The sequence below is a fragment of the Francisella halioticida genome, assembly GCF_002211785.1.
In the GTDB taxonomy this organism is placed as follows: Bacteria; Pseudomonadota; Gammaproteobacteria; order Francisellales; family Francisellaceae; genus Francisella; species Francisella halioticida.
In genome coordinates, this window is sequence record NZ_CP022132.1 from 1,533,014 (window position 1) to 1,557,601 (window position 24,588).

Here is a 24,588-nt window from a genome sequence, read left to right on the forward strand (position 1 = left end):
ATATTCACAAATTAGTAACAATAAATTTTTCTGCGAGAATTTTAAGCTTAGATAATATCAATAAAGTATATCTAAGTTATCATAAATAAAATCTTTGAAACTTGCTATTTTTTATAAATTGTAAATTAACTCTACATTTAGTCTAGTTGTACAGTATTAAATTTATAGTATCTAGCATAAGTAGTATTTGTCCAATCATAAGGATCTCTTGATATATCTCGATAGGCAATTATAGAACTATTAGGTAAAGGTTTTATTTTTTTAAACCTTGCATTTTCAATATTATTACTATGATATTTTTCTATTAGCTTATGTCTTTGTATTATTTGAAGATGAAGATAAAAATACCCCCCCCCTAAAAGTACAAGATGTAATATTAAAATAAAAAACAACTTATTAATATTTTTCATCATGGAGATTAAAAATTTACTCTCTCTATTTAATAAAATAGAGAATATTATATATCCATAAACTATGTAATACGGCAAACAAACTCTCTGAGCGAAAGATATTGATGCTGGTACAACAGTCAAATAAATAAGTACCAAATAAAATATTTTCCACCAATTTACATTAGAATTGTTTCTTTTAGTATCTATATACATAAGTATTAAGCTTAAAATAAATACTATCGTTAAAAATATCTGCTGAACAAATACTTTAAGAGCATTAAATACTAGCATAAGAATTATATTTGTCTGTACGCCCACATCACTACTTTCAACATTATGCAGCCTAATATAACTACCAGGAGCTGATAATAAAACTATCCCGGCCAATATTAAAGGTACGACAAAGAAGTAAACATTATTATTTATCTTTTTCTTATTTTTAATACAATCAAATAGATAACATATACAAATCACAAAACAAATTGCAAAATATACTTCATTATATAAACCAATAAAAACACCTGTAAAAATAGCTAGTAGTTTACCCTCTTTATCTTTTACAAAACTTTTATAATAAAAATAAATGCCTATACAAGCACCCCAAAAATATTGCATGGCAAGTGTTTTCCATAAGATATTGCCTAGAGCTGCTGACCAAAACGAAAAAGTAATCAAAAAAGTAAAATATACTAAGAAACTTTTTGATATTATAGACTCTTTATCTTTTGTAATAGTTTTAAAAAAAATAAATATAAAAGAACATATTACAAAAGCATTGATACAATCAAATAAGTAAATCATAAAATGCATACTTTTATTTAGAAAAATGTACACAGGTAGCTGAGCTGTTATACGTCCAGTCCAATGTATATAATCGTGATATAAATTCAGCAATACAGTATGATCATAAAATGCATCAATATTAGCTCTCACAAAATCATCCGCAAATAAAGGTTGATAGATATTTATTATTAAGAAATATAAAAATAATCCTAATAGCAAAAATAACTCTAATATATATGTAGGCTTTTTTCTTAATTTTTGAACTATTTTCATACGTAATATCATTTCGTTCAATCACCACTCATTATAATAATATGATACATAACAATTTATCTTATTATTCTATCATACTTGTAAGGTTCGCAACAATTCTATAATAGTCGTTATTAAAATTCAATAAACCTAAAATATCCAATATTATTAAAGTTTAAACAAGTTAATATGACAATAAAAAATGAATCTGAAGAATTAAATCTCTTATTTAAAAGATTTGCATTTACTCTAGGTTGGCTTCCTGAACTTACTTAAAAATGGTGATTACTGATTTAACGGATATGAAGTGGTTATAGTAATAACAACAGATAGAGAAACTAATATAGTAACAAAAAGACTCTGCTGAATTATTTTATAAAATAAATAAAATTAGCGATACTAAACTAATGCCAATCGCTAGTCATCATGGACTACTAAAGCAGGTCTACCATAGGTACTATTTATTAAGCTAAGAGAAAAATATAAGCAGTTCATCAAACCAAATAAGTTTTATACTAGCATGATAATTGCATTTACCTGCATCCTTTATGGCTCATTAATAATCGTAAGATTACCTATTTTGGGTATAAACATTCATGAATATCTCTTTGTCATTTTTAATACTATTTATCTTTAGTGGCTACAAATAATTAGAATAGGAATGCTATATTGGTAGAACATCTATAGGGACAAAATAGGCCTCTATATAATTAAGAAAATGCACAAGTGTATACAAACAAAAAACTAAGCTTTCAGGCGAATACCTTTTTCTAGTAGATACCAGCAAAGATAATATAATAAAAATGTAAAAATAATTATTGCGGCAAAAGCAAAATATGGGTTAACGGTCGAAACACCAATAAAGCCATATCTAACAAAATCAACAATATAAAACAATGGATTACAAGCTGATATAAAATGCCAAAAACCAGTAAGATTATTTATATTATAGAAAACCCCTCCTAGATAGATAAGTGGCGCTAATATAAATGTTGGAAATATCGTAGTATCATCAAATGACTGAGAGAATATTGCATTTATTAATCCACCTAAAGAAAACAATGCCCCACAAAATACAAACCCAGCAAAGACTAAAAATACACTATAAATAGTACTAAACCCGCCTAAAGCAAATGCTGCAATACTTACAAATATACCTACTATAAATCCTCTAAAAATACCTCCTGAGATATAGCCTAAAACTATTATATGATTACTCACAGGTGAAACTAGTAGCTCTTCGATGGCTTTACTAAAGCGTACCCCAAAAAAAGAACTTACGACATTTCCATAAGAATTCTGTATCACAGCCATAATAATAAGACCAGGAGTAATATACTGCATATATGTAATCCCATCACCCATAGTACCAATACGTGAACCAACAACCTTACCAAAGATTAAAAAATACAAAACTATAGTTATTACTGATGGTAATAATGTTTGTGGCCAAATTCTAAATACTCTTTTACACTCACGATTAAAAATCGTTATATATGTTGTCCAATAATCTTTTAAATTCATAAATTTACCTATTTATTCCTTGCAACGTCGATAAATAATTTCTCAAGTTTTGCTTCCTTTGTACGCACATCTAAAACATCTAAATGATACTCGTTTGTTAATTCTAAAAATATTTCATTTAGAACAACACCTTTTGAAACCTCAACTTCCAATGTATATTCATCCACTAATTTAGCATCACCAAGACTAAGTTTAATAATATTCTCCTGACACTTATCTTTTAAGTCAAAAATGTATGTATGCTTATCTGCTGATTTTAAGAAAGTCTTCATATCTGTATTCACATGAACTTTACCTTTATGGATAAGGGCTATATGATTACACATGGATTCAGCTTCTTCTAAGTAATGTGTAGTCAAAATCACTGTCAAACCTTCCTTATGAAACTTGGAAATCATTTTCCATAAAGAATTTCTAAGTTCAACATCAACACCCGCTGTCGGCTCATCTAATATTAGTAATTTTGGCTTATGTATTAGTGCTCTGATAACCATCAATCTTCTTTTCATACCACCTGATAAAAATCTTATTTGAGTATTTCTTTTGTCATATAGATCAACTTTTCTAAGTAGTTCTTCTACATAAGGCATAATTTCTTTCTTGGAAAGACCAAAAAACCCTGCCTGAGTAATTAATATATCAATTGGCTTTTCAAAAATATTAAGGTTTATCTCTTGGGGCATAACACCTAAATGTTTTTTAGCACTCATAAAATCACTATCGATATCATGGCCAAATATTTTAATTTTCCCAGATGTCTTATTCACTAGAGAAGAGATAATTCCCAACGTTGTGGATTTACCTGCTCCATTTGGACCTAGAAGAGCAAAAAAATCTCCTCTTTTAACATCTAAACTAATATCATCTACAGCTTTTAAACCACCTTTGTAGATTTTAGTTAGGTTTTTTATTTCTAATGCTTTTTCACTCATATGCTCAAGATTTATTTTAACTATAAAATGTAGGACTATTATAACACTATAGTTTTATAATTTTAATTTTTGCTAAGATACCAAACAAATAATCTTATTTAAGAAATTTGTAGCTTTATCATTATTGATCACTATTACGCTCAACTGGTATATCACTATAATACTCGACGAATTCAACTTCATAGCCACGAGGATCTATAAAATATATATTTTTCCTATATTTATTTTCAGAGCTAGCTCTAGGTTTAAATCCAGTTTCTAATAATCTATTATTAACTGACTCAAGGTTACTTACAACATAAGCAAAATGCGCTAATCCAGTTTCATGTCCTTCTAAATCTCGATTTTCACCTTGACCATTACTATTAAACGTTAAGTATTGAAAATCATCTCCAAAGTGAACCCAGTTTCGCTCTACCCCGTACCAATCAGACTTCCCCTTAGCCCTAACATACCAGTGAGGAAATGCTGACTTATAGAAATTAATCATGCTATGTATATCTTTAACTACTAAATTTAAATGCTCTAATTTCATTTTTTTACTTCCTTCTTGATAAACTCTTTCAAGTTATTTATCATTGTAATGCCTCAACTTGAGTTGAGGTCAAGTTTTTTTTAAAAAAAATATTTTAAATATAAAATGAACAATAATATTTTAAGTGTTGGACAAGTAGCAAAAAGATGTGATGTAAAAATATCGACCATCCATTTTTACGAGAAAAAATGACTAATCTCAAGCTGGAGGAACTCTGGAAACCAAAGAAGGTATAGCAGAGATGTACTACGTAAAATATCTATTATAAAAGCTGCACAGAAGGTAGGAATTAGCCTCGAAGAGATTAAAAAAGCTTTCTCTAAACTTCCCAACAAATGCACCCCTAATGAAGAAGATTGGCAAGAACTATCAAACAATTGGAAAAATGAATTAAATAAAAGAATAGACTATTTAACCAAACTAAGAGACAATTTATCAAGATGTATAGGATGTGGGTGTCTACTTGCCCACTATATAACAAAGATGATAAATTCGGAAAAACAGTTAAGGGCGCCTACATTTTCTCTAACATAGAAAAATAAAAACTTAGAAATATGTTTTTTTTATCATAAAAATGATACTCAAACCAACTACTACTATAAAGATTGGTCTTACTAACTTTGAACCTTTTAGTATAACCATTTTAGACCCTACAATACCACCAAAAAAGCTTCCTATAGCCATCAAAAAACCAAATGTATAATTCACTTGTCCTGATAAAATAAATACAATGAGTGAAAATACATTGCTCTTTAAATTTAACACTTTTGCATACCCTGAAGCTTGCAAAAATGTATAGCCAAGAAAATATACTATTGCAATAATCCAAAAATTACCCGTTCCAGGACCAAAAAAACCATCATATGCACCCAAGATGAATCCAAACAATGTAAAAAATGTAACTTCTGACATCTTTTTTTTACCCTGATTAACTCCAAGATTTTTGTTTAAAATACTAAAAATGAAAACAATAATTAAAAGTATTGGAACAAGTTTATTCATAAAATCATTATGAATAACAACCGTTAAGATAGTCCCTAAAGATGCCCCAATAAAACCTGCAACTAAACCTCGTAGTACTGTCCTAAAATTTATCAATCCATTTTTATAATACTTAAAAGTTGCCATTGCAGTACCAATACTTGCCTGAAGCTTATTTGTACCAAGAACCATAACAATTGGCAAACCAGTCATACTTAAAGCTGGGATGCTTATAAGCCCTCCTCCTCCAGCAATAGCATCAATAAAACTAGCTAAAAAACCCATTAATATAATAAAAAAACAAAGTACAAAGAAATGGTTAGCTAAAAACTCTTGCATATGCTTATTTTCCTCTAAGATGTATAGCTAACCATATAGTTGGAATAGCTGTATAAGTCAACCAATGCTTACTACCCTTCGGGATAAATAAATATCTACCCTCTTCGAGAATATGTTCTTTGGCTTCTAAGTTAAGTTTTGCTTTACCCTTTAATACTAAAACCCACTCATCATGATCTTGAACATATGGTTTATCAGTATCGGTAACTTGTCCATAAGAAATAATTTTCTCAACGTGGACATTCTCATATTTTAAAAGATCTGTAAAAACTTCATCTTTAGAAAATTTTGGAAAAACACTATAAACACTGTTTGTATTCTTTTCATTCATCATTACTCAACTCTATATTTATAAAATTTTTGATTAATATAAATACTCTAATATAGGATATTTGACTATCATAGCATTATTTTAGCAAAACAATTTATCAAATATGCTAACAATATATTAACAGAATATTTGTTATAATCTGTAACAGTTCAAACAAAAATCTTTATCTAAAATGATAATTGACTCACACTGCCATCTTAACTACTTGAAATTAGAAGATACAAATCTAGATAATATCATCACAAATGCTAAAAATTCTGGTATAGACAAAATAATTTCTATTGCTGTAGCGTGGCATGAGATTAATGATATACAAAAAATAGCTGAATCTTATAGAGATGTGTATTTTTCTGTTGGAGTTCACCCTAGTGAATTAGATTCCCATCAGCCCAGCATCCAAGAAATTATAGCTAGGTCAAATCATCTTAAATGTGTAGCTATAGGTGAAACTGGTCTAGATTATTACTATAATGACCAAGAGACAAAGTCTAAACAAGTTTCTAAGTTTGTAAACCATATTCAAGCAGCTATTGAAGTAGCAAAGCCTATAATTGTGCATACTAGAGCCGCTAAGCAAGATACTCTAGATATTTTAAAATCTGAAAAGGTTGAAAAATATGGTGGTATACTACATTGTTTTACAGAAGATTACGATATGGCAAAGCAAGCTATAGATATGGGAATGTACATCTCATTTTCGGGAATACTAACTTTCAAAAATGCTAAAGATATCCAAGAAACTGCAAAAAAGCTTCCTTTGGATAGAATATTGATAGAAACTGATGCTCCATATTTAACTCCTGTACCGTATAGAGGCAAACCAAACTATCCAGAATATGTAAAATATGTTGCAAAATTTCTTGCTGAATTAAAAAATGAGGATTTTGAGCAAGTCGCTAAACAAACTTATGATAATACTTGTGATGTTTTTAAATTAAGATAAAAGTTATAATAAACCTAACTTATCAAAACCTATATTATTTAAAGCTCCGTATAAAATAACGGCTACTGAATTAGATAAATTAAGACTTCGGCTATTATTATGCATTGGAATTTTAAGCTGAGTTTGCTCTAACAACTCTAAAACCTCGCTAGGAAGCCCTCTTGTCTCTGGACCAAAAAGTAGTATATCATCACATTCAAAATCAACTTGATGATAATACTGTTTAGCTTTAGTGGTACAGGCCCAAATCTTCTTAGATTTATTTTTTTGATAAAACTCATCAAAATTTTTATAAATTTTAAGATCAGCAAACTCGTGATAATCTAAGCCTGCTCTTTTTAGCTGCTTATTTTCTAGCTTAAAACCTAGAGGCTCTATTAAATGCAAGTTAGCTCCAACATTAGCACATAATCTAATAATATTGCCCGTATTTGGAGGTATTTCTGGCTCATACAAAGCTATATTTATCATACAAATTATTTAACCTCTAAATCATTATCTAAATAATGATTTAACTCCTTAAATTTCTGTTTTTCTTTTTTACGCTGTTCTAAGTTTTCTTCTTGTTTTTGCTCAGCTGATTTTATATATTTTTTATTCATTACTTTGTTTAAGAATTCAGGATCAAGCATAAATGGTTTTAATGATTTGTATGGCGTATTTATAACACCCGGCATTCTTAAAGAATATAATACTCTAAGATTATTATCTTGCTTAGAAGCATCTAACATAATTTTCAGATTAACCTTTACATTATACTTTCTTGAAACCAAGTGATATTCGTCCTTACCATCTACTTCAATTTCTTTAACTGGCATAACCTTAATACCTGTCGTATCAATTACTTTTATAACAGCTTTTCTCTTGGATTCTTTCAAATAGGCTATTATTTTCTCTTTACTATGCTTTTCTAAGATTCTACTGCGTCTATCAAGCATTTTTGGCAATATATTCTCAACAAAATTATTAGCTTCTTTATGGTTAAGAGCCATACATGTGCCAGAACCACTTGCACTCTTATCAAAACAGCCATCCTTATCTATAAAAAGATAATTTTTTTCTACTTTATCATAATAAACATTATAGTCAGGAAATGAACTGGGATGACCTAAATACAAAAAGTTATCTTTTGAAACTATTGCGCAAGCATATGCTAACACACATAACAAAACAATAGCCGAAAGTTTAATGGTTTTATTCATTTATATCACTTAGTAAAATTTATAACTTAATTACTAAAATTCTATATAAAATTATTATTTTTACAATTTATTTCAATCCTAAATGCCAATATCTAATACTATATATTCAATTCATCATGCAGAAAACTCTCAAAGCTATCTTTCCTTTTTTTTTGCTCTTTTAAACTCTTATTATATGGGGCTTTTGATGTCTGGGCATTGAATAAATTATAATAATCTCCATGTAAATAATTTTGAAATAGATCATTATATGTCCTTTCCTTTTGGTAATTTTGCCTATACAAATTCATTTAGAGAAGAGTTATATGATAGCTTTGAAACTTATGCTGATACCACATTTGAATTAATAGATGCTTTATCATCATCAAATGCTAAAACTGCTGTTGAGCTATCTTTATCCCCATTTTTTACTCGACAATATAGCAGCATATCTCAGATACTAAAGATAGAATCACAATCATCGATATTGGGTAAAGTGGGAACAAAATTGATTAATGAAATAAAATTAAACAATTCATCCAACATACATTTTTATGCTCTAGATGAAACATCAATCTTAAAGCCTAACTCAAAAAGCATGGATGGAAGAAGATTTGTTTATGGATTGACTAATGGTACGGGTAAAGTTGGCATAGGTCATTCATACTCTTATTTAGTATACTTAGGCAGGAGATGGGGCAATGGGTGGTACCTGTTAATTTGCAGCGAGTGACTGCTGCTGATTCTGGTATTAGTGTAAGCTTAGATCAATTCCATAAATACATATCTAATCAAGAGAATTCAGGAGATATTAATGTTCTGATTGGTGACTCAAAATACAGTTCAATGGAATGTATTCATAGAGTTTACTCAGAACATAATAATACATTATTGTTAAGCAGGCTTAACTCTGTTAGAAATTTATCTTTTCAAGATCATAGTGATAATAAGCTCAAAAAATATGGTGAGTCTTTTAAATTAAATGATGAATCAATATGGACTACAGCTCCATCTGATTCTGAACAATGTGAAATAGTTACTACACGAGGAAAAGTATATACTGTAAAATTGACTCGTTGGAATAATTTAATTATTCATGGAAAAAGGAACATGCCAATGCATGAGAATTGTTTTGATATTGTTAAAGTTCAAGTTTTTAAAGACAATGGAGATCCAGTATACTACAAAAATATGTGGTTGATGTTAGCTGGCAAAGATAGAGGAAAGCTGACTAGTTTTGAAATATTTTCTAGATATTCAAGTAGATTTAATATTGAGCATTTCTTTAGGTTTTCTAAGCAACATTTACTTTTAGGTAAATATGAAACTCCAGATACTCCAACACTAGATATTTGGAATCAAGTTAGTGTACTTGCCTACATAAATTCACTTGCATGTGCAAGTTTATTGGATACGGATTTATTACATCCTTGGCAAAAACAAATGCGTAAAAACAATAGTATTTCCACGCCTTATCAAGTGCAAAGGAATCTATCAACCATATTACAAGAGATTGGTTCACCAGCAAAGCATTGTGTATATAAATCTCATGGATATGGACGAGCTCCAGGTACTATTTTAAATAAAAGAGCTTCTTATCAGCCTTATAAAAAATCAGAAAATAGTGAGTATGGTAAAAAACAAAAAATACCAGACTCTAAGATAGTTTTGAAAAAGTCTAAAAATGAAATAATTAGTGTTCTAGAACTAACAAATCATCAAACTAATTTGTTAAATTCCTATATAAATTAGGCAGATTTTAGAAAATTATATAGTATTTGAGATTCCGCTGATAGGTGGAAGATATTACTACACATCAAAAGTCCTATTATATAAATCCTCAAACTTTTTTACTGCTTTTTTATTCATCACTTTCTCTAAATATTCTGAATTTATTAAAAATGGTTTTGTTGAAGTTTTTTGATTTTGGATAACTGCTGGCATCCATACTGAATACAACACACGAACATCACTATCTTGCTTAGAACCATCTAACATAAGTATTAAATTAACTTTCACATTATATTTTTTTGGTACTAAATGATATTCTTTCTTGCCGTATGCATTAATCTGTTTTATAGGTCGTAGTTTAAGGTTAATTTTAATTGGGCGTTTAACTACCGTTCTATTATACTTTTTTAATCCAGCCATGACTTTTTGTTTATTATCTTCTTCTAGCCTATTTTCAGTATCAAGCATCTTAGATAAAATCTGTTTAATAAAAATATCAGCTTCTTGCTGATTCATTGTTATACATCTTCCGGAATCTTCAACACTCTTATCAAAACAGCCATCCTTATCTATAAAAAAATAAAGGTTTAAAAGTCTTATCATAGTAAATCTGATACTTAGGTAATCTAGAAGGATGTCCTAAATAGACAAAATCATCATTTGTAATAATCGCACACGCTGAAATAATTATGCCTAAGGCTATCAAAGAAAAAGTCTTAATAAATACATTCATTATTAGTTTATAAAAAATCAGCAATCCTCTCTAAAATTCTATATAAAATAGTTTTTATTGCAATTTATTTTAATTAGCGTCTAATCCAATTAGACACATCTAATGCAGTATAGGTAAGTATAATTTTTGCTCCGGCACGTTTCATTGATACTAGTGTCTCTATCGTAATAGCTTTTTCATCTACTAATCCAGCTTGAGCTGCGGCTTTTATCATCGCATATTCGCCACTTACATGGTATGCAGCTATTGGTAAATCAACAATATGGTTTAGCTCATTTATAATATCAAGATAGCTTAATGCAGGCTTAACCATAATAAAATCTGCCCCTTGTTCTATATCTGCAATAGCTTCACGAATAGCTTCTTTTTTATTACGATAATCCATCTGGTAGGTTTTACGATCACCTTTTAAAGAAGAATCACAAGCACTTCTAAACGGGCCATAGTAAGCAGAAGCATATTTAACTGAATATGACATAATACTTACAGTTTCAAAATTAGCCTCGTCAAGAGCCAGACGCATTGCTAAAATCATGCCATCCATCATTCCACTTGGCGCAACTATATTAGCACCAGCTTCTGCATGAGATACTGCAGTTTTTTGTAAAATTTCTAATGTTTTATCATTATCAACATATTCATCCTTATTTAGGATTCCACAATGTCCATGTGGTGTAAAACTGCACATACACACATCAGTTGCTACTACTAGCTCTGGAGCAAGTTGCTTTATTTTCCTAATAGCTTGTTGAGTTATACCATTAGGAGCATAGTTCTCAGATGAAATAGAGTCTTTAATCTTTGGCACCCCAAATATCATAATACTCTTTATACCAGCTTTTAGAACTTTCTCAACAAGCTCATCTAGCATATCAACAGACCAATGATACTGGTTTGGCATGCTTGATATTTCTTTTTTAACATTTTCACCATGCACAACAAATATTGGATACATTAGATCATCAATATTCAAAGTTGTTTCTGCAACCAGATCTCTAATATTTTGAGAAACTCTAAGTCTACGCGGACGTGATATCGGAAAACTCATATACGAACCTATTTTTTATTTTTATTGGGGTTTCTTCTATATAAAACTAAAATATTTCCTATTATCTGTACTAATTCTGACTTTGTTGCTTTAACAATCTCAGCCGCAATTTGCTGTTTTTCTTCTTTTGGTAAACGTCCAGCTTTTACTTTTATAAGCTCGTGAGATGCTAAAGCTAAATCAATCTCTAGCATTACATTCTCTGTAAGGCCTTTTTCTCCCATCAAAACTACAGGTTTTAAACTATGAGCTTGAGCCTTTAATCTTTGTTGTTGTTTTACTTCCATTTTTACCTACTTTATAATTTTTAATATTAAATTTTCTAAAACTAACTCTTTATCAACATTTTTGAAATTAAGAAAATAACTATTTGCCTCTAGAGTTTTTTGATATAGCTTGTATATCTCATCTTCTGTAAATTTAGTTGCAAGATATTTAACAACAGCAAGTTTATCATAATTAGCCACATTTTGGGTTTGATCATTAAGCTTATAATAGTACACATCAACAATTAAACTCGTTAACCAATAAAGCACATCTTTAAAGTTTGGATTAGCTTCTTTAAGAAATACATTTGAATTTAACTGATTTACCAAAACTCTCATCAAACTATTCCTGACCTGCCAAAAATGCTTGTCTAATTTAATCTTAGCAATCACATTAATATCATCTCTAGCCATTAGTAAAGATTTTTCTATAGCATCTTTTGACATATTAAATGTATACTTTAAGTAATTATATTTATCATCTTCACTAAAATTTATATCATAAACTAAAGATCTACTTTTTACCGTTGCTAAAATATTACTATAATTACGTGTAAACATTAAAAAAAACGTATTCTCAGCAGGTTCTTCCAATGTTTTTAAAATAGCATTAGTTGCAGATTCATTTAAAAAATCTAACTCTGGAATTATAATAATTTTAGCCAAGTTATTATGAGCTGTTAACTCACAATTTTTTATTATTTTCTTAACTTCAGAAACTCTGATTTCATTATTTTCTGAATTTGCTATTGTTATATATGGTGATTCATTATGGTCATCAATTTTTTGAGCAAGTAATACTTGACATAGAGAATTCATAAAGCTATCTAAAAGTACCGCATCCTTAACCCTAAAGATAAAAGCATGATGTAACATATGCTTAGATTTTTGTTCAAGAAAATTATCTAAAATTTTTTGATGTGTATTTAAAGAAAACACTTTGATCCTATAATATTTTACGTGCGTATAAGAAATCTGTTAAAGTTTTTTTGACCATAGCAAATTTAGACCTCAACAACCCATTATTTTTCTTTTTAACAAACTTTACTTCATATACTTCATGTCTTTTACTAAGTATACTTATCAAATAATCATCATAAGTTTGAATCTCATCAACCAAACCTAACTCAAGAGCATCTTTACCAAACCAGTATTCTCCTGTACCCACTTTATGCATATCTAAGTTAGGACGATAATTTAAAATATGATTTTTAAATAATTGATGAATATTTTCTAAATCCTGCTTAAACTTCTTACGACCTTCTTCAGTATTTTCACCAACAGATGTTAATGTACGCTTATACTCTCCAGAAGTATGCATCTCAACGTTAATACCATTTTTTTCAAGTAAGTTTCTAATATTTGGAACTGTTCCAACTACACCTATTGAACCAACTATTGCAAAAGGCGCTGAAATTATTTTGTTCCCAACAACTGACATCATATAGCCGCCACTAGCAGCAACTTGATCAATACAAATAGTTAAATTAATATCTGCTTGACGAATTCTTTCTAACTGTGCAGCTGCAAAACCATAACCATTTACGACGCCACCTGGACTATCTATTCTTACAATAACTTCATCAATTGATTTTGCTACTGCTAAAACAGCAGATACTTCTTTACGTAGATTTTCAACTTGTGACGCGTGTATATCACCCTTAAAATCAATTACAAAAACTTTTTTCTCAGGCTTATCATCTTGTTTATCTAATTTCTTTTGTCCTTTAAGATAATCCTTATAATCTTTTTTATTTAATAATGTTTCTAAAACCGCTTTTTTAATCTCTTTATAATCTTTGCCAATTTTATTAATTTCTAATTTACCTTTTGTCAACTTAGCAACTTCTTGCTTTGCCTTTGCTAACAATGAGAAAAAACTACCTATAACAAAAATAATAGCAACCACAATAAGTAGTACACTAAGAGCAAAAAAAACAAAACTTACAAAACCTTCATACCACATATAACTTTACCTACCTATTACCTGTGTGCTCTTAAAGTCTTTAACAACGATTCATTTGCGTTACCTTTTAGATTAGCTTTTTTAACAGAATCTCTCACAAACACTCTTTTCTTATACGCATGTATACCACCAAATGTTTCATCTATAACAAAGCCTTCTGCTTCAAGAGAAATTATTAATGCTGCAATATAACAATCTGCTAAAGTAAAGTTAGAAGATATAAAATAATCAAACTCACTAAAAGCTTTCTCCATAGCTATAAAACTTTCTTTTAATTCTTTGAATAAGATACTTAGTTGCTCTTGATCTGCTTTATTTTTTCTAATCTGATCAAGTACTGGATACCATTCATTGTCTATTTTTTCTAAAGACAAACGGATTTTTATACGCTCATTAACTAGATTTGGTAATAATCCAGGAGCTGGGAACCTTTCATCAATATATATTAAAAGAGCTTTTCTATTATTTATACTATAATCTTTCTCTTTTAATACTGGGAAAATACCATTTGGAGATATTTTCTTTAGTTTTTCTGGTGTCAGATCACCTGCCTCAACAACTTCCATACTCATTTTTTTCTCTGCTAGAGCAATCCTTGCTCTAAGAGAATATGGACAATATTTTGTAGTATATAAAGTAACTTTCATTAAATATGCCTTTTTATAGATTAAAACAACTATTCTTATTTGCTATAATTGTCGAATAATAAAACTAGTAACAAATTCTATCATACTTGTGGATAACTACAACATAGACAAACATGGATTTTTAACAGATTTTGAGAGTTGGGATATAGATTTTTGCAAATCAGCAGCTACAATTGAAGATATTAATTTATCTAAAAATCATATGCTGATTATTAATTTTTTAAGAAGTTTTTATCAGAAAAACAAGAAATCTCCAGCTATTAGAGAGCTTGTTAAAGCATTAAAAGAGAAATATGGAGAAAAAATAGGCAATAGTTTATATCTACAAATGTTATTTCCTATTTCTCCAGCTGTACAAGCTGCTAAACTAGCAGGCTTACCAAAACCTAAAAGATGTATTTAAAAAAACTCTAAAGGAGAAAAAATGACTACTATTTTATGTAAAAAATATAATCAAGAATTAGATGTAATACCATTTCAACCTTTACCAGGTGAACTAGGTAAAAAGATACATGCTGAAATTTCGAATAAAGCATGGCAAGCTTGGCTATCACATCAAACTATTTTGATAAACGAATATCGCCTTAATCTTATGGATCCAAAAGCAAAAGAATTTCTACAACAAGAAATGCACAAGTTTTTATTTAAAAATGAAGAAGAGAAACCAGAACAATTCAATGAAATTTAACTCTTCTAATATACTACCCCAATAAATTAAACAATATTTTTGCAGATACTTACTATCAGCTTTTTTTAATATAATTTCCTTGAAAAAATTATAATTAAAAGATACATTAAATCATTAATTTATCTTTTTTTTAAAAAACTTAAATGAATAAATTTAAAAACTCTTATGCTTATGACATCCTAATTTTATTAGTAATTTATGCAATATATTTTATTGTATTTCTTGGTCACAGGCATCTAAGTATTCCAGATGAAGGACGCTATCCCGAAATTGCTAGAGAAATGCTAAGCACAGGTAATTGGGTTACTCCCTTAATTAACGGGGTTCCTTTTCTAGATAAGCCTCCTCTTTACTATTGGCTAGAAGCTACCTCAATGCATTTTTTTGGTATAAATGCTTGGGCTATTCGTTTACCTCAAGCACTTTTAGGCATATTAGGTTGTATATCAATATATTCATTCGGAAGATATTTTTATTCTCGTTTTGCTGGAGTCTTAGCAAGTTTAATACTAGCGGCTAATGTACTATATTTCTTTGAATCTCATTATGCGAATATGGATCTTATAGTTGCAAATCTCCTTTGGATCGCATTCTTTTTATGTTTAGTTAGCTTAAAACAGCAAATAGGAACTAAAAAGCGTCTTTTTATGTATGGCGCATATTTTGTATCAGCATTAGCATTTTTAACCAAAGGCTTAATGGCCATAGCATTTCCTTGTATGACTATCTTTGTCTGGATGCTTGTGACAAATAACTGGCATAGAATTAAAGAATTATATATTCCAACAGGAGCTATTATATTTGTAGTTATAGTAACGCCATGGCTAGTTTTAGCCCAACAACAAAATCCTGATTTTCTATACTTCTTTTTTTATTTCCAACAATTCTATCGCTTTGTTGGGCATGGCTTTAACAATGCTATTGGACCATGGTTTTATTTTGTAATTATACTAGCAGTATTTTTACCATTTAGTATTTTACTACTTAATAGATTACCCAAAGGTTTTAAAACTATTTGGCAAAATAGAAGATCAGATTATATAACATTTCTAATAATGCTTTGGTGTGTGCTTATACTAATATTTTTCTCAATTCCTAGCTCAAAGATTGTAAGCTATATTTTACCTATTTTTGGACCACTATCATTACTGATGTCAGTATCATTTGAAAAAATAATTAAAGAGCATGATGGAATAATTTCTTTTAAAAAAATGTATGTAGTAGCTAGCATAATTTTCTTAATAGCAGCTATTGGTGTAGTAATCTTTTCTGCTATACGACACTTATTTTTAAGTGTACAAACACCCTTAGTTTATACAACTTTAGTAATTATATGTGCCCTACTGATAGCTTATAGTCTAAGACCATCTCTAAAGAATCAATTTAAGCAAGCTATCATAATAACAATTCTTGCTTTGATGTTATTAAACATCTCAGGACAACTTTTGATTCCTTATTTTGATATTAGAACATCTGAACCTTTAGTTGAAAAAGTAATAAAAGACTCTCCTAAAGATACTATATTTGCCTACTATAATAGACCTCAACCAAAGCACTTTATATTAAAAGAAGAAATAAAGAAAAAAGGTTATGAAGAAGACCTTCCATTACTACTAAATGATAATATCTATATAGTTTATAACTGGAAAACTTATAGACCAGAAATTGATAACTGGGCGAGAGAATTTCATTATGGCATTAAACAATACCAGCAATCTCATAATGGAAAATGGCCTAAGTATTTAATTACTTATCCTCAGTTTAGTGAACTTTTAAAATCTAAAAAAGATATTGTTATCTTCACAAAAGAAAAGCAATTACAAAAAATTAAAGAAAAATATCCAAATATAGATTTCCAAGTTAAAGGGAGGTACAACAAGAATGTTGTAGTTGAGGTAGTCAAAAGTTAATTATTTATAGTTAATGTGCCACTAAAATAGTTATGTTATATTTACTTCAGCATCTTACAATTAACGTAGATATTATTAGGACCTATCAAGCAAATTAAAGATGGCAGATTCAGTTTAGTTATATCATTTTTTATAACAGATTAATTACTATGTACTATATAATTCAAACCGAAATTTTTAAAAAAACATTTAAATTTCTAAGATATTAGAAAAGAAGCTTTATTTATAATATTTAAATATTTAGGCTTTCATCTTCATCAATGATGTATTTAGGTCGATTTTTTGCTTCATCAAATATACGACTTATATACTCACCTAAAACCCCTAGAGAAATAAGCTGAACACCACTAAAGAACATAATACTCACAACAATAGTTGGCCAACCACTCACACCAACATGGAAAAAAATATTCTCTAGAAATATATATAACCCATATGCTAATGCAAATATAGAAATTACTATTCCCATAAGAGATATCATTCTAAGAGGAACAGCTGAAAAAGAAAAAATACCAGTAAAAGCAAGTTTAAAAAGCTTTTTATAGCCCCATCGACTAGGTGTTTCATCTTTTCTATCAGCAACTTCAAATGGTATAGCATATTCCTTAAAACCTATCCAAGAAAAAAGTCCTCTAATAAAACGATTATTTTCTGATAAAGAATTAAAAGCTTTGATACACTGTTTATCTAATAATCTAAAGTACCCTGCATTTGCTGGAATATTAACACCCATTAAGCTCTTACTAAATTTAAAGAATGTTTCCGATAAAAAACTTCTGGTTGCACTTTGGTCATTTCTTGTTCTTATTCCATAGACGTTCGAATACCCTTCACACCATTTTTCATAGAATTGATCTATCACCTCTATCGGATGCTGAAAATCACAATCCATAATAACTGCTGCATCTGCATCACAAGAAGCTTCTAACCCAGCAGTTATAGCAGCCTCCTGACCAAAGTTCCTAGAAAAACTAATAAGCATAATATTTAATTTGCCAACTAGCCCCTGGATAATCTCTTTAGAGCTATCTACACTACCATCATCAACAACTACTATTTTATAATTTGACGAGATTCCGCTAAGTTTTGCGGCTAATTCCTCTAAGAAAGATCCTATTAATGCCTCTTCATTATAGACTGGAATTACAGCATAAAGGTAAGAATTCTGAATATTTCTATTTGTCATTTTAAATACAAAATATATTAAGTCTTAATAGATGCTATTATAACTATGAAAGTATAAAATATATACTAATAACCATAATATTTTGTATTATTTAAGTGATCCTATTATGTCTAAAAAAATAATAATCTGTGCTGATGATTTTGGCCTAGGTGATGAGGTTAATAAAGGTATTCTTGACCTTTTAGAAAGAAAAATTATTAATGCTACAAGCTGTATGTCAAATATGCCTGCTTTAAAGTATGGAATTATTAATCTAAAAAGTATACATAATAATTTTACTCATGTTGGTATACATTTGAACCTAACGGAAGGAACTCCTCTTACAAAAGCGACTTCTATAAGCAAAAATAAAGAATTTTTATCATTATCAAAATTACTTGTCAAATCAAAACTTAGATCAATAAAATATACTGATGTTTATAATGAGCTAAAGGCCCAACTAGACAATTTTATAGAGCAATGGGGAGATCTACCAGATTTTATTGATGGCCATCAACATGTGCATCACTTCCCTATCATTCGAAAAGTCGTAATAAACTTGTACAAAGATTTTAATATGTTTAAAAAGCAGACATACATTCGTTCAACCTTTAATATGGACAAATCAGATTTTAAATCACTAATAATCTATCGTAGTGGGGCAAAAAAATTCAATAACTTACTAGTTGATAACAACATTAAACACAATACAAGCTTTTCTGGAATATATTCACTTGAAAATAGTAATCAAGATTTTAGAAAAGTTATACTAAAAGCTTATTCGGAAATTAAAGATGGTGGAATAATAATGTGCCATCCAGCTATAGGCATTGATGAAAAAGACCCTATATCAAGATCTAGAGTTAATGAATTTAAATACTTCCAATCAGAGCAAGCCATCAAAGATCAAAATGATAATAATATCAAATTATACGATTTCCTTATTTAACTTTTTTATATACATATCTAGGATTTATTGTATCTGCTAACAGTTTATTCTCAAAATCTACTCTAACTAAAATCCCCAAGGTATAACACATTATTAATAAGCTACTTCCTCCGTAACTTATTAAAGGTAATGTTAAACCTTTTGTCGGTAATAATCCTGTATTTACACCTATATTTACAAAAACTTGAAAACTAATCCAAAAGCCTATCCCATATGCCAAAAAAGCCTGATAATATCTTTTTAATTCAAAAGCAAATTTAGCAATATTTATCGCTTTTAGAGCAATAAATAAATAAACTAATAATAAAATCATTAGCCCAAAAACACCGATTTCTTCCGCTATGACAGAAGTAATGAAATCAGTATGCGCCTCGGGTAAGAAAAATTGTTTTTGTATGCCATTACCCAAACCATCACCAAACCAACCCCCTCTACCAAAACCTATAAGTGCTTGAACTAACTGATAACCCGAACCATTTGCATTTTCCCATGGATGCAAAAAACCTGTAATTCTATGCATCCTATACGGAGATATAACAACCAACATTGAGGCCATTAATACCATAGCGACCAAAAGCAACCCATACCATCGTACTTTATTACCTGATACAAATAACATTCCCATCACACATATTGATATCACAACAGTAGAACCAAAGTCTGGTTGCATCAATAAAAGTATTGCGATACATCCTAATAACGTTATTGGTGTAAGAATACCTTCCTTAAAGTTTCCCATATTTTTAAAATTTGTAGCAATATAACCAGAAAAAAATATAATTGCCAAAAGTTTAGCTAACTCAGCAACCTGAATGTTAATAATTAAAAGAGGTATCCAACGTCTAGCCCCATTAACACTCTTACCTAATCCTGGAACAAGTACTGCAACTAAGACTAAAAGCATTATAAAGAAAAACGCATTATAGTTTTTTTCATAATTTTTAGTTGGTACAAGCAAAGCTAATAAAAATAAGAATATTGAGATAATTGCAAAAAGACCTTGCCTTATGGAGTAATGAAAAGGATCCTTGAAATCATATAAAGCATCTACCATAGATGCTGAAGTAACCATAACCCAACCAAAAGTAAGCAATCCAATCATAATAAAAACTATAGAAATATCTATTTCAAGTTTTGCCCTTACACGCTCTCTTTTTACATTTTTTCTACTCAGAAAAAGTTTTAACCTATATAGCACTTCTAGCTTCCTATATGTTTTAATTGTGCAACATAATCTTCAAAAGCTTCGCCTCGTTTTATATAGCTATGAAACTCATCAAAACTTGCACATGCTGGAGATAACAAAACTATTTCACTATTCTGTGATTTTTTACTAGCCAATTCAAAAGCTTGATGCATATTACTACATAGTTCATATTTACAAATATCTATAACTGACTCTTTTATATACTCTTTATCTTGCCCATATATAAAAACATACTTGACATATCTTTTTAGTGACTCTGCCATAAGACTAAAGTCCCCTCTCTTAGCTACGCCTCCTGACAATAATATAATGTTTTTAGTACTAGTTATACTATTAAGTGCTGCTACTGTGGCACCAACATTTGTACCTTTTGAGTCATTTATATAGGTTACACCATCAATACTTCTTACAATTCTACAGCGATGTTCTAAGCCTTTGAATTTTTTAATAGCATTTAATGCCTTAAAAATATCTAAATCTAATCTATCTAATATATTTAAAACAACAACAATGTTCTCTAAGTTATGTTTGCCAAACAAGTTAGTTTCTGCAATATCTAGCAGCTTTGTGGCATTTTTATATATGCTTGCCCTTACTATTTCGTATTCGCCTGCATATTTAATACCATTATTATGAACATCATATACGAAGAAATCTTTTGTAAAATTAGCTAAATTTAACTTTGATTGTTTATATTCCCCAAAACTTGCATATCTATCTAAGTGATCTGGTGATACATTGATAACACAACCTACATCAAATTTTACAGAATGAAATACATCTATTTGAAAACTCGATGTCTCTATAACACAATAATCAAACTTTTCGTCTATTTTATTTAGTACAGGCGTACCAATATTTCCAACTAAAATACTTCTATAACCTAATTTTCTAAGTACAAAATCAAGTAAAGTAACTACTGTACTCTTACCATTCGAGCCAGTTACTGCAATAGTTTTAGCCTTTGTATTTTTAATATATTGGTAAAATATATCAATATCACTAACGATCTTATTTTTATATTTAGATAATATTCTATACGGAGATTTATTAAGAGGTATACCTGGACTGACAGTTATTAAATCATAACTATCCAAATCATAATTATCAAACCCTTCATCGCTCTGTGATATATCGACTTCAAGATCAATAAAACTTGCTAAAAAATCACAAACTGATTTCCCTGTCACTCCATATCCAACCATTAGTAATTTAGAAATCTTAACATCGTTAAAATAAAAGCTAAACATTATCTAACCTTAATAGCAGCCAAACCAATTAAAAAAAGTATTAATGATATTATCCAGAAACGTACAACAACTTTTGTTTCAGGCCAACCTTTCAACTCAAAATGATGATGAATTGGAGCCATTTTAAATATTCTCTTACCATTTCTAAGCTTATATGAGCCTACTTGTAACATTACAGATAAAGCCTCTACTACAAAAAGTAAACCCATTATGAAAAATATTAACTCTTGGCGAACCATAATAGCGATAACTCCCAAGGCAGCTCCTAATGTTAATGATCCAACATCTCCCATAAAAACTTCAGCAGGATAAGAATTAAACCATAAAAATCCTAGACCTGAACCACAAACAGCTGCACAAAAAACTGCCACCTCAGCAAGTCCTGGGTTACCTAAGTAATTAAATAAAAGATAATTTGCCAAATTACTATTTGTTTCTATATATGCATATATTCCTAGTCCCATAGCCACAAGTACAACAGGAACTATTGCCAAACCATCTAAACCATCAGTCAAATTAACTGCATTACTACTACCATTGATAATGAAAAATGTCAGAACTATAAATAAAATAAGTCCCATGGGAATATACAAGCTCTTAGAAAACGGTATAGATAAGTCCATTTGCCCATCTTTTGATAAAAGATAAAATAAAACTATTGCTAATACAATTGAGAATATCGACTGTAGTGAAAACTTATGTTTAGCTCTTAAACCTTTTGGATTCTTAAGAACTAATTTTAAATAATCATCTATAAACCCAATAGCTCCAAAAAAAACAACAACCAATATTAAAATCCATAGGTAAATACTTGATAAATTTCCCCATAACAATGAAGATATAACTATAGATGACAATATTAAAACACCTCCCATTGTAGGAGTATTCTTTTTAGAAAAATGACTCTCTGGACCATCATCCCTAACAACTTGACCTATTTGCATCTTTTGCAGCCAACGAATCATTGGCCCTCCCAAAAAGAGGGTTATTAATAAAGATGTTATAGAAATCATAATAATTCTGATAGAAACATAACTACTAAAAACTTCTAATCCATTAAAATAATGGTTAAGCCACTTAAAAAGGTAAATTAACATATTTTTTTAAATTTATATGAGTTAGGGGTATTATAATAAATAAAGAGTATTTTTCATATAGTCAACAAAACTAACTACTAAATATCTGGCTCAAATTTTTTATATTTTAATGCAAATTCGTCATTTTCAAATTGAGTATAATTTTTAACAAAACTTTTTGCTAACGCTTTATATTGCTTTTTATATTCAGACTTATCGTCCCATATATTATTTAGATGAATCACCTCATTATTATCATGAATCGATCTTAATGCTTTAAAATTAAAATACTTTTGTCTTTCAAACTTAAAACCTACATTTTCTGGCTTATTCAATAAATAATCGACTATTATTTTTGTTTCTTCTGTAGGCACTCTTCGACCTGTTTTATAATCGCCATCGATCCAACCAACATTCATCATATAAATATTAGCGTTACTATGCTTTAATCTTTGACGCAAAATACTTGCATACCTAGTTGGTCTAAGTAATAAAAAAGGTTGGGCATAGCAACTTGAAAATTCTGGCTTAGGCTCTGTCACACCTAACTCAACTCCTGTTGAGGTACATGTATACCCAGATAAGAAGTAATAAATTGCTTGGCCTTTACTTAATTTTGCAACTATTGGAAGAATACCCTTTGCATCCTTAACAAGAAATATTATTGCACTAGGACTATCAGTATTTACCACACTATCAAAATTCTCTCGCGAAAAAGTTAGATAAGTATTACTTTGCGATTTATTTTTCTGACCAAATATAATATTTTGACTATCATCAAAGTTAGGATTCTCAATTAAAAGATCTTCTTTTAGTGAATTAGCAATACGAGGATCATCTTTTTTAAAACTAGCAGATTTAATAGTTAGACCAGACTCTAAACTATATATTCCACGCATCTCTGTCCAAGCAACAGCCTCATTCGTTACAAGAGTTTTCTGCTTATCCAAAGCTAATGTTGTTTTACCACTACCTGATAGTCCAAAAAACATACTACTTTTTGCTTGCACATCAACTCCAACAGCACAGTAAAAAACACCTATATCATTCAAAGATAAATAGTAGCTCATAACAGATAAAAGCACTTTACTTATCTCAGCTAAATAATATGTGCCCACAAGTATACTTTCACGCTGTTTTAAATTTGTAGCAACAACTTTTGATGAATTTAAATCAAGCTCTTCATAATTTTCAATCTCTGTTTCTGGAGAATGCATCACAACCCATTGTGGCTCAAACTTATTTTGCTCGCAATTATCACTAAATATTGTAACTAATCTAAAAAAATAAGCTGCAGATGCTTCGGTAGTTATCAATCTAACAGCAATTCTATTTTTTTCATCATGGTTATAAAATCCATCTACAATAAATAAATCTCTCTCTAAAACATCTTTACAAAGTTTTTGCTTAACAAGTTTCCAGTTTTTTCTTTTTATTTTCTTATTATCAGAGCCATCTTCACTCCACCAAACATTCTTTTTAGCATACTTAGTTTCAGTAATATACTTATCATCAGGAAGTCTTCCTTTAATACTACCACTATCTACAACAAGTGTTCTAGCTTCATGCTGTACAAAACCGCAACTCTTTTGGGCATGTTTTGCAAGTTGCTCTAAGGATAAGTTTTGATATACATTTTTTGAAGTATATAAATATTTATTATCATCTATAGTAGAAGGATCCATTAGTAAAGTTCCCTAGCTTAAATAACGATTAGCTTTTAAGTGAAAATTATAGCCAATATATACTTTTTTTTCAA

Annotated in this window: 28 protein-coding genes; 9 read left to right on the forward strand and 19 right to left on the reverse strand. The window is 29.4% G+C overall.

What is annotated here, in order from left to right; all coding sequences use genetic code 11:
- Nucleotides 1-137 precede the first annotated feature (137 nt).
- From CDV26_RS08255 to CDV26_RS08270, 4 genes are all read right to left on the reverse strand, one after another.
- Nucleotides 138-1,448, reverse strand: a complete 1,311-nt coding sequence (locus CDV26_RS08255; RefSeq protein ID WP_088772869.1) for a DUF6056 family protein — start codon at nt 1,446-1,448, stop codon at nt 138-140.
- Between the two features lie 723 nt (nt 1,449-2,171).
- Nucleotides 2,172-2,951: an ABC transporter permease gene (locus CDV26_RS08260; protein WP_088772870.1), complete on the reverse strand. Its 780-nt coding sequence runs from the start codon at nt 2,949-2,951 to the stop codon at nt 2,172-2,174.
- An 8-nt stretch (nt 2,952-2,959) separates the two neighbouring features.
- Nucleotides 2,960-3,883 carry an ABC transporter ATP-binding protein gene (locus tag CDV26_RS08265; RefSeq protein ID WP_088772871.1) on the reverse strand — a complete coding sequence of 308 codons (924 nt, stop codon included), beginning with the start codon at nt 3,881-3,883 and terminating at the stop codon, nt 2,960-2,962.
- A 121-nt stretch (nt 3,884-4,004) separates the two neighbouring features.
- On the reverse strand, nt 4,005-4,418 hold the full coding sequence (locus CDV26_RS08270; protein ID WP_088772872.1) for a VOC family protein: 414 nt from the start codon (nt 4,416-4,418) through the stop codon (nt 4,005-4,007).
- Nucleotides 4,419-4,523: 105 nt separating this feature from the next.
- Here CDV26_RS08270 and CDV26_RS13645 point away from each other — a divergent pair, with 105 nt between their 5' ends.
- Together CDV26_RS13645 and soxR are read left to right on the forward strand one after the other, a co-directional pair.
- A complete protein-coding gene (locus CDV26_RS13645; protein ID WP_255321910.1) occupies nt 4,524-4,610 on the forward strand; it encodes a MerR family DNA-binding transcriptional regulator in 87 nt (28 codons plus the stop codon).
- A 3-nt stretch (nt 4,611-4,613) separates the two neighbouring features.
- Entirely contained in the window at nt 4,614-4,952 is a 339-nt protein-coding gene (gene soxR, locus CDV26_RS13650) for a redox-sensitive transcriptional activator SoxR (protein WP_338029175.1), read from the forward strand.
- Between the two features lie 12 nt (nt 4,953-4,964).
- On the opposite strand, the gene CDV26_RS08280 is transcribed toward soxR, so the two are convergent.
- Together CDV26_RS08280 and CDV26_RS08285 are read right to left on the reverse strand one after the other, a co-directional pair.
- On the reverse strand, nt 4,965-5,738 hold the full coding sequence (locus CDV26_RS08280; protein WP_088772873.1) for a TSUP family transporter: 774 nt from the start codon (nt 5,736-5,738) through the stop codon (nt 4,965-4,967).
- 4 nt (nt 5,739-5,742) lie between these two features.
- Nucleotides 5,743-6,069, reverse strand: coding sequence for a cupin domain-containing protein (locus CDV26_RS08285; RefSeq protein ID WP_245806423.1), 327 nt, complete (start codon nt 6,067-6,069; stop codon nt 5,743-5,745).
- 172 nt (nt 6,070-6,241) lie between these two features.
- Between CDV26_RS08285 and CDV26_RS08290 the strand changes: the two genes are divergently transcribed.
- A complete protein-coding gene (locus tag CDV26_RS08290) occupies nt 6,242-7,012 on the forward strand; it encodes a TatD family hydrolase (RefSeq protein ID WP_088772875.1) in 771 nt (256 codons plus the stop codon).
- A gap of 3 nt (nt 7,013-7,015) precedes the next feature.
- Here CDV26_RS08290 and trmL read toward each other — a convergent pair whose 3' ends face one another.
- Nucleotides 7,016-7,483: a tRNA (uridine(34)/cytosine(34)/5-carboxymethylaminomethyluridine(34)-2'-O)-methyltransferase TrmL gene (gene trmL / locus CDV26_RS08295; RefSeq protein ID WP_088772876.1), complete on the reverse strand. Its 468-nt coding sequence runs from the start codon at nt 7,481-7,483 to the stop codon at nt 7,016-7,018.
- A 5-nt stretch (nt 7,484-7,488) separates the two neighbouring features.
- Nucleotides 7,489-8,214, reverse strand: a complete 726-nt coding sequence (locus CDV26_RS08300) for an FTN_0109 family protein (RefSeq protein WP_088772877.1) — start codon at nt 8,212-8,214, stop codon at nt 7,489-7,491.
- Nucleotides 8,215-8,464: 250 nt separating this feature from the next.
- On the opposite strand from CDV26_RS08300, the gene CDV26_RS08305 reads away from it, so the two are divergent.
- Both CDV26_RS08305 and CDV26_RS08310 read left to right on the forward strand, forming a co-directional pair.
- On the forward strand, nt 8,465-8,926 hold the full coding sequence (locus tag CDV26_RS08305) for a hypothetical protein (protein WP_088772878.1): 462 nt from the start codon (nt 8,465-8,467) through the stop codon (nt 8,924-8,926).
- Nucleotides 8,887-9,945 carry a hypothetical protein gene (locus tag CDV26_RS08310; protein ID WP_157671555.1) on the forward strand — a complete coding sequence of 353 codons (1,059 nt, stop codon included), beginning with the start codon at nt 8,887-8,889 and terminating at the stop codon, nt 9,943-9,945. The genes CDV26_RS08305 and CDV26_RS08310 overlap by 40 nt, the downstream gene beginning before the upstream one ends.
- A 57-nt stretch (nt 9,946-10,002) precedes the next feature.
- On the opposite strand, the gene CDV26_RS08315 is transcribed toward CDV26_RS08310, so the two are convergent.
- The 6 genes from CDV26_RS08315 to sspA form a co-directional block, all read right to left on the reverse strand.
- Nucleotides 10,003-10,527, reverse strand: coding sequence for a hypothetical protein (locus CDV26_RS08315; protein ID WP_088772880.1), 525 nt, complete (start codon nt 10,525-10,527; stop codon nt 10,003-10,005).
- A gap of 203 nt (nt 10,528-10,730) precedes the next feature.
- Entirely contained in the window at nt 10,731-11,705 is a 975-nt protein-coding gene (hemB, locus tag CDV26_RS08320; RefSeq protein ID WP_088772881.1) for a porphobilinogen synthase, read from the reverse strand.
- Nucleotides 11,706-11,713: 8 nt separating this feature from the next.
- Complete coding sequence (gene yhbY / locus CDV26_RS08325; protein ID WP_088772882.1) at nt 11,714-11,992, reverse strand: ribosome assembly RNA-binding protein YhbY; 279 nt, start codon at nt 11,990-11,992, stop codon at nt 11,714-11,716.
- A 6-nt stretch (nt 11,993-11,998) separates the two neighbouring features.
- A complete protein-coding gene (locus tag CDV26_RS08330; RefSeq protein ID WP_088772883.1) occupies nt 11,999-12,910 on the reverse strand; it encodes a DNA polymerase III subunit delta' C-terminal domain-containing protein in 912 nt (303 codons plus the stop codon).
- Between the two features lie 7 nt (nt 12,911-12,917).
- The gene (gene sohB / locus CDV26_RS08335; protein ID WP_088772884.1) at nt 12,918-13,937 is read right to left on the reverse strand and encodes a protease SohB; all 1,020 of its coding nucleotides are present in this window, start codon (nt 13,935-13,937) and stop codon (nt 12,918-12,920) included.
- A 17-nt stretch (nt 13,938-13,954) separates the two neighbouring features.
- The gene (gene sspA, locus CDV26_RS08340; protein WP_088772885.1) at nt 13,955-14,584 is read right to left on the reverse strand and encodes a transcriptional regulator SspA; all 630 of its coding nucleotides are present in this window, start codon (nt 14,582-14,584) and stop codon (nt 13,955-13,957) included.
- Nucleotides 14,585-14,672: 88 nt separating this feature from the next.
- Here sspA and CDV26_RS08345 point away from each other — a divergent pair, with 88 nt between their 5' ends.
- The 3 genes from CDV26_RS08345 (at nt 14,673) to CDV26_RS08355 (ending at nt 17,182) form a co-directional block, all read left to right on the forward strand.
- Nucleotides 14,673-14,987, forward strand: coding sequence for a TusE/DsrC/DsvC family sulfur relay protein (locus CDV26_RS08345; RefSeq protein ID WP_088772886.1), 315 nt, complete (start codon nt 14,673-14,675; stop codon nt 14,985-14,987).
- A gap of 21 nt (nt 14,988-15,008) precedes the next feature.
- Nucleotides 15,009-15,272, forward strand: coding sequence for an oxidative damage protection protein (locus CDV26_RS08350; RefSeq protein ID WP_088772887.1), 264 nt, complete (start codon nt 15,009-15,011; stop codon nt 15,270-15,272).
- A 143-nt stretch (nt 15,273-15,415) separates the two neighbouring features.
- The gene (locus CDV26_RS08355; protein WP_088772888.1) at nt 15,416-17,182 is read left to right on the forward strand and encodes an ArnT family glycosyltransferase; all 1,767 of its coding nucleotides are present in this window, start codon (nt 15,416-15,418) and stop codon (nt 17,180-17,182) included.
- A 232-nt stretch (nt 17,183-17,414) separates the two neighbouring features.
- On the opposite strand, the gene CDV26_RS08360 is transcribed toward CDV26_RS08355, so the two are convergent.
- On the reverse strand, nt 17,415-18,368 hold the full coding sequence (locus CDV26_RS08360) for a glycosyltransferase family 2 protein (protein ID WP_088772889.1): 954 nt from the start codon (nt 18,366-18,368) through the stop codon (nt 17,415-17,417).
- Between the two features lie 106 nt (nt 18,369-18,474).
- Here CDV26_RS08360 and naxD point away from each other — a divergent pair, with 106 nt between their 5' ends.
- Complete coding sequence (gene naxD / locus CDV26_RS08365; RefSeq protein ID WP_088772890.1) at nt 18,475-19,296, forward strand: N-acetylhexosamine deacetylase NaxD; 822 nt, start codon at nt 18,475-18,477, stop codon at nt 19,294-19,296.
- Here the strand turns inward: naxD and ftsW are convergent.
- From ftsW to CDV26_RS08385, 4 genes are all read right to left on the reverse strand, one after another.
- Nucleotides 19,289-20,494, reverse strand: coding sequence for a putative lipid II flippase FtsW (ftsW, locus tag CDV26_RS08370; RefSeq protein WP_088772891.1), 1,206 nt, complete (start codon nt 20,492-20,494; stop codon nt 19,289-19,291). The two genes, naxD and ftsW, sit on opposite strands and share 8 nt — an antisense overlap.
- Nucleotides 20,495-20,496: 2 nt before the next feature.
- The gene (gene murD, locus CDV26_RS08375) at nt 20,497-21,753 is read right to left on the reverse strand and encodes a UDP-N-acetylmuramoyl-L-alanine--D-glutamate ligase (protein WP_088772892.1); all 1,257 of its coding nucleotides are present in this window, start codon (nt 21,751-21,753) and stop codon (nt 20,497-20,499) included.
- Nucleotides 21,753-22,850: a phospho-N-acetylmuramoyl-pentapeptide-transferase gene (gene mraY / locus CDV26_RS08380; RefSeq protein WP_088772893.1), complete on the reverse strand. Its 1,098-nt coding sequence runs from the start codon at nt 22,848-22,850 to the stop codon at nt 21,753-21,755. Before mraY ends, murD begins: the two co-directional genes overlap by 1 nt.
- A 77-nt stretch (nt 22,851-22,927) precedes the next feature.
- Nucleotides 22,928-24,514, reverse strand: coding sequence for a phosphoenolpyruvate carboxykinase (ATP) (locus CDV26_RS08385; RefSeq protein WP_088772894.1), 1,587 nt, complete (start codon nt 24,512-24,514; stop codon nt 22,928-22,930).
- Between the last annotated feature and the right edge of the window lie 74 nt (nt 24,515-24,588).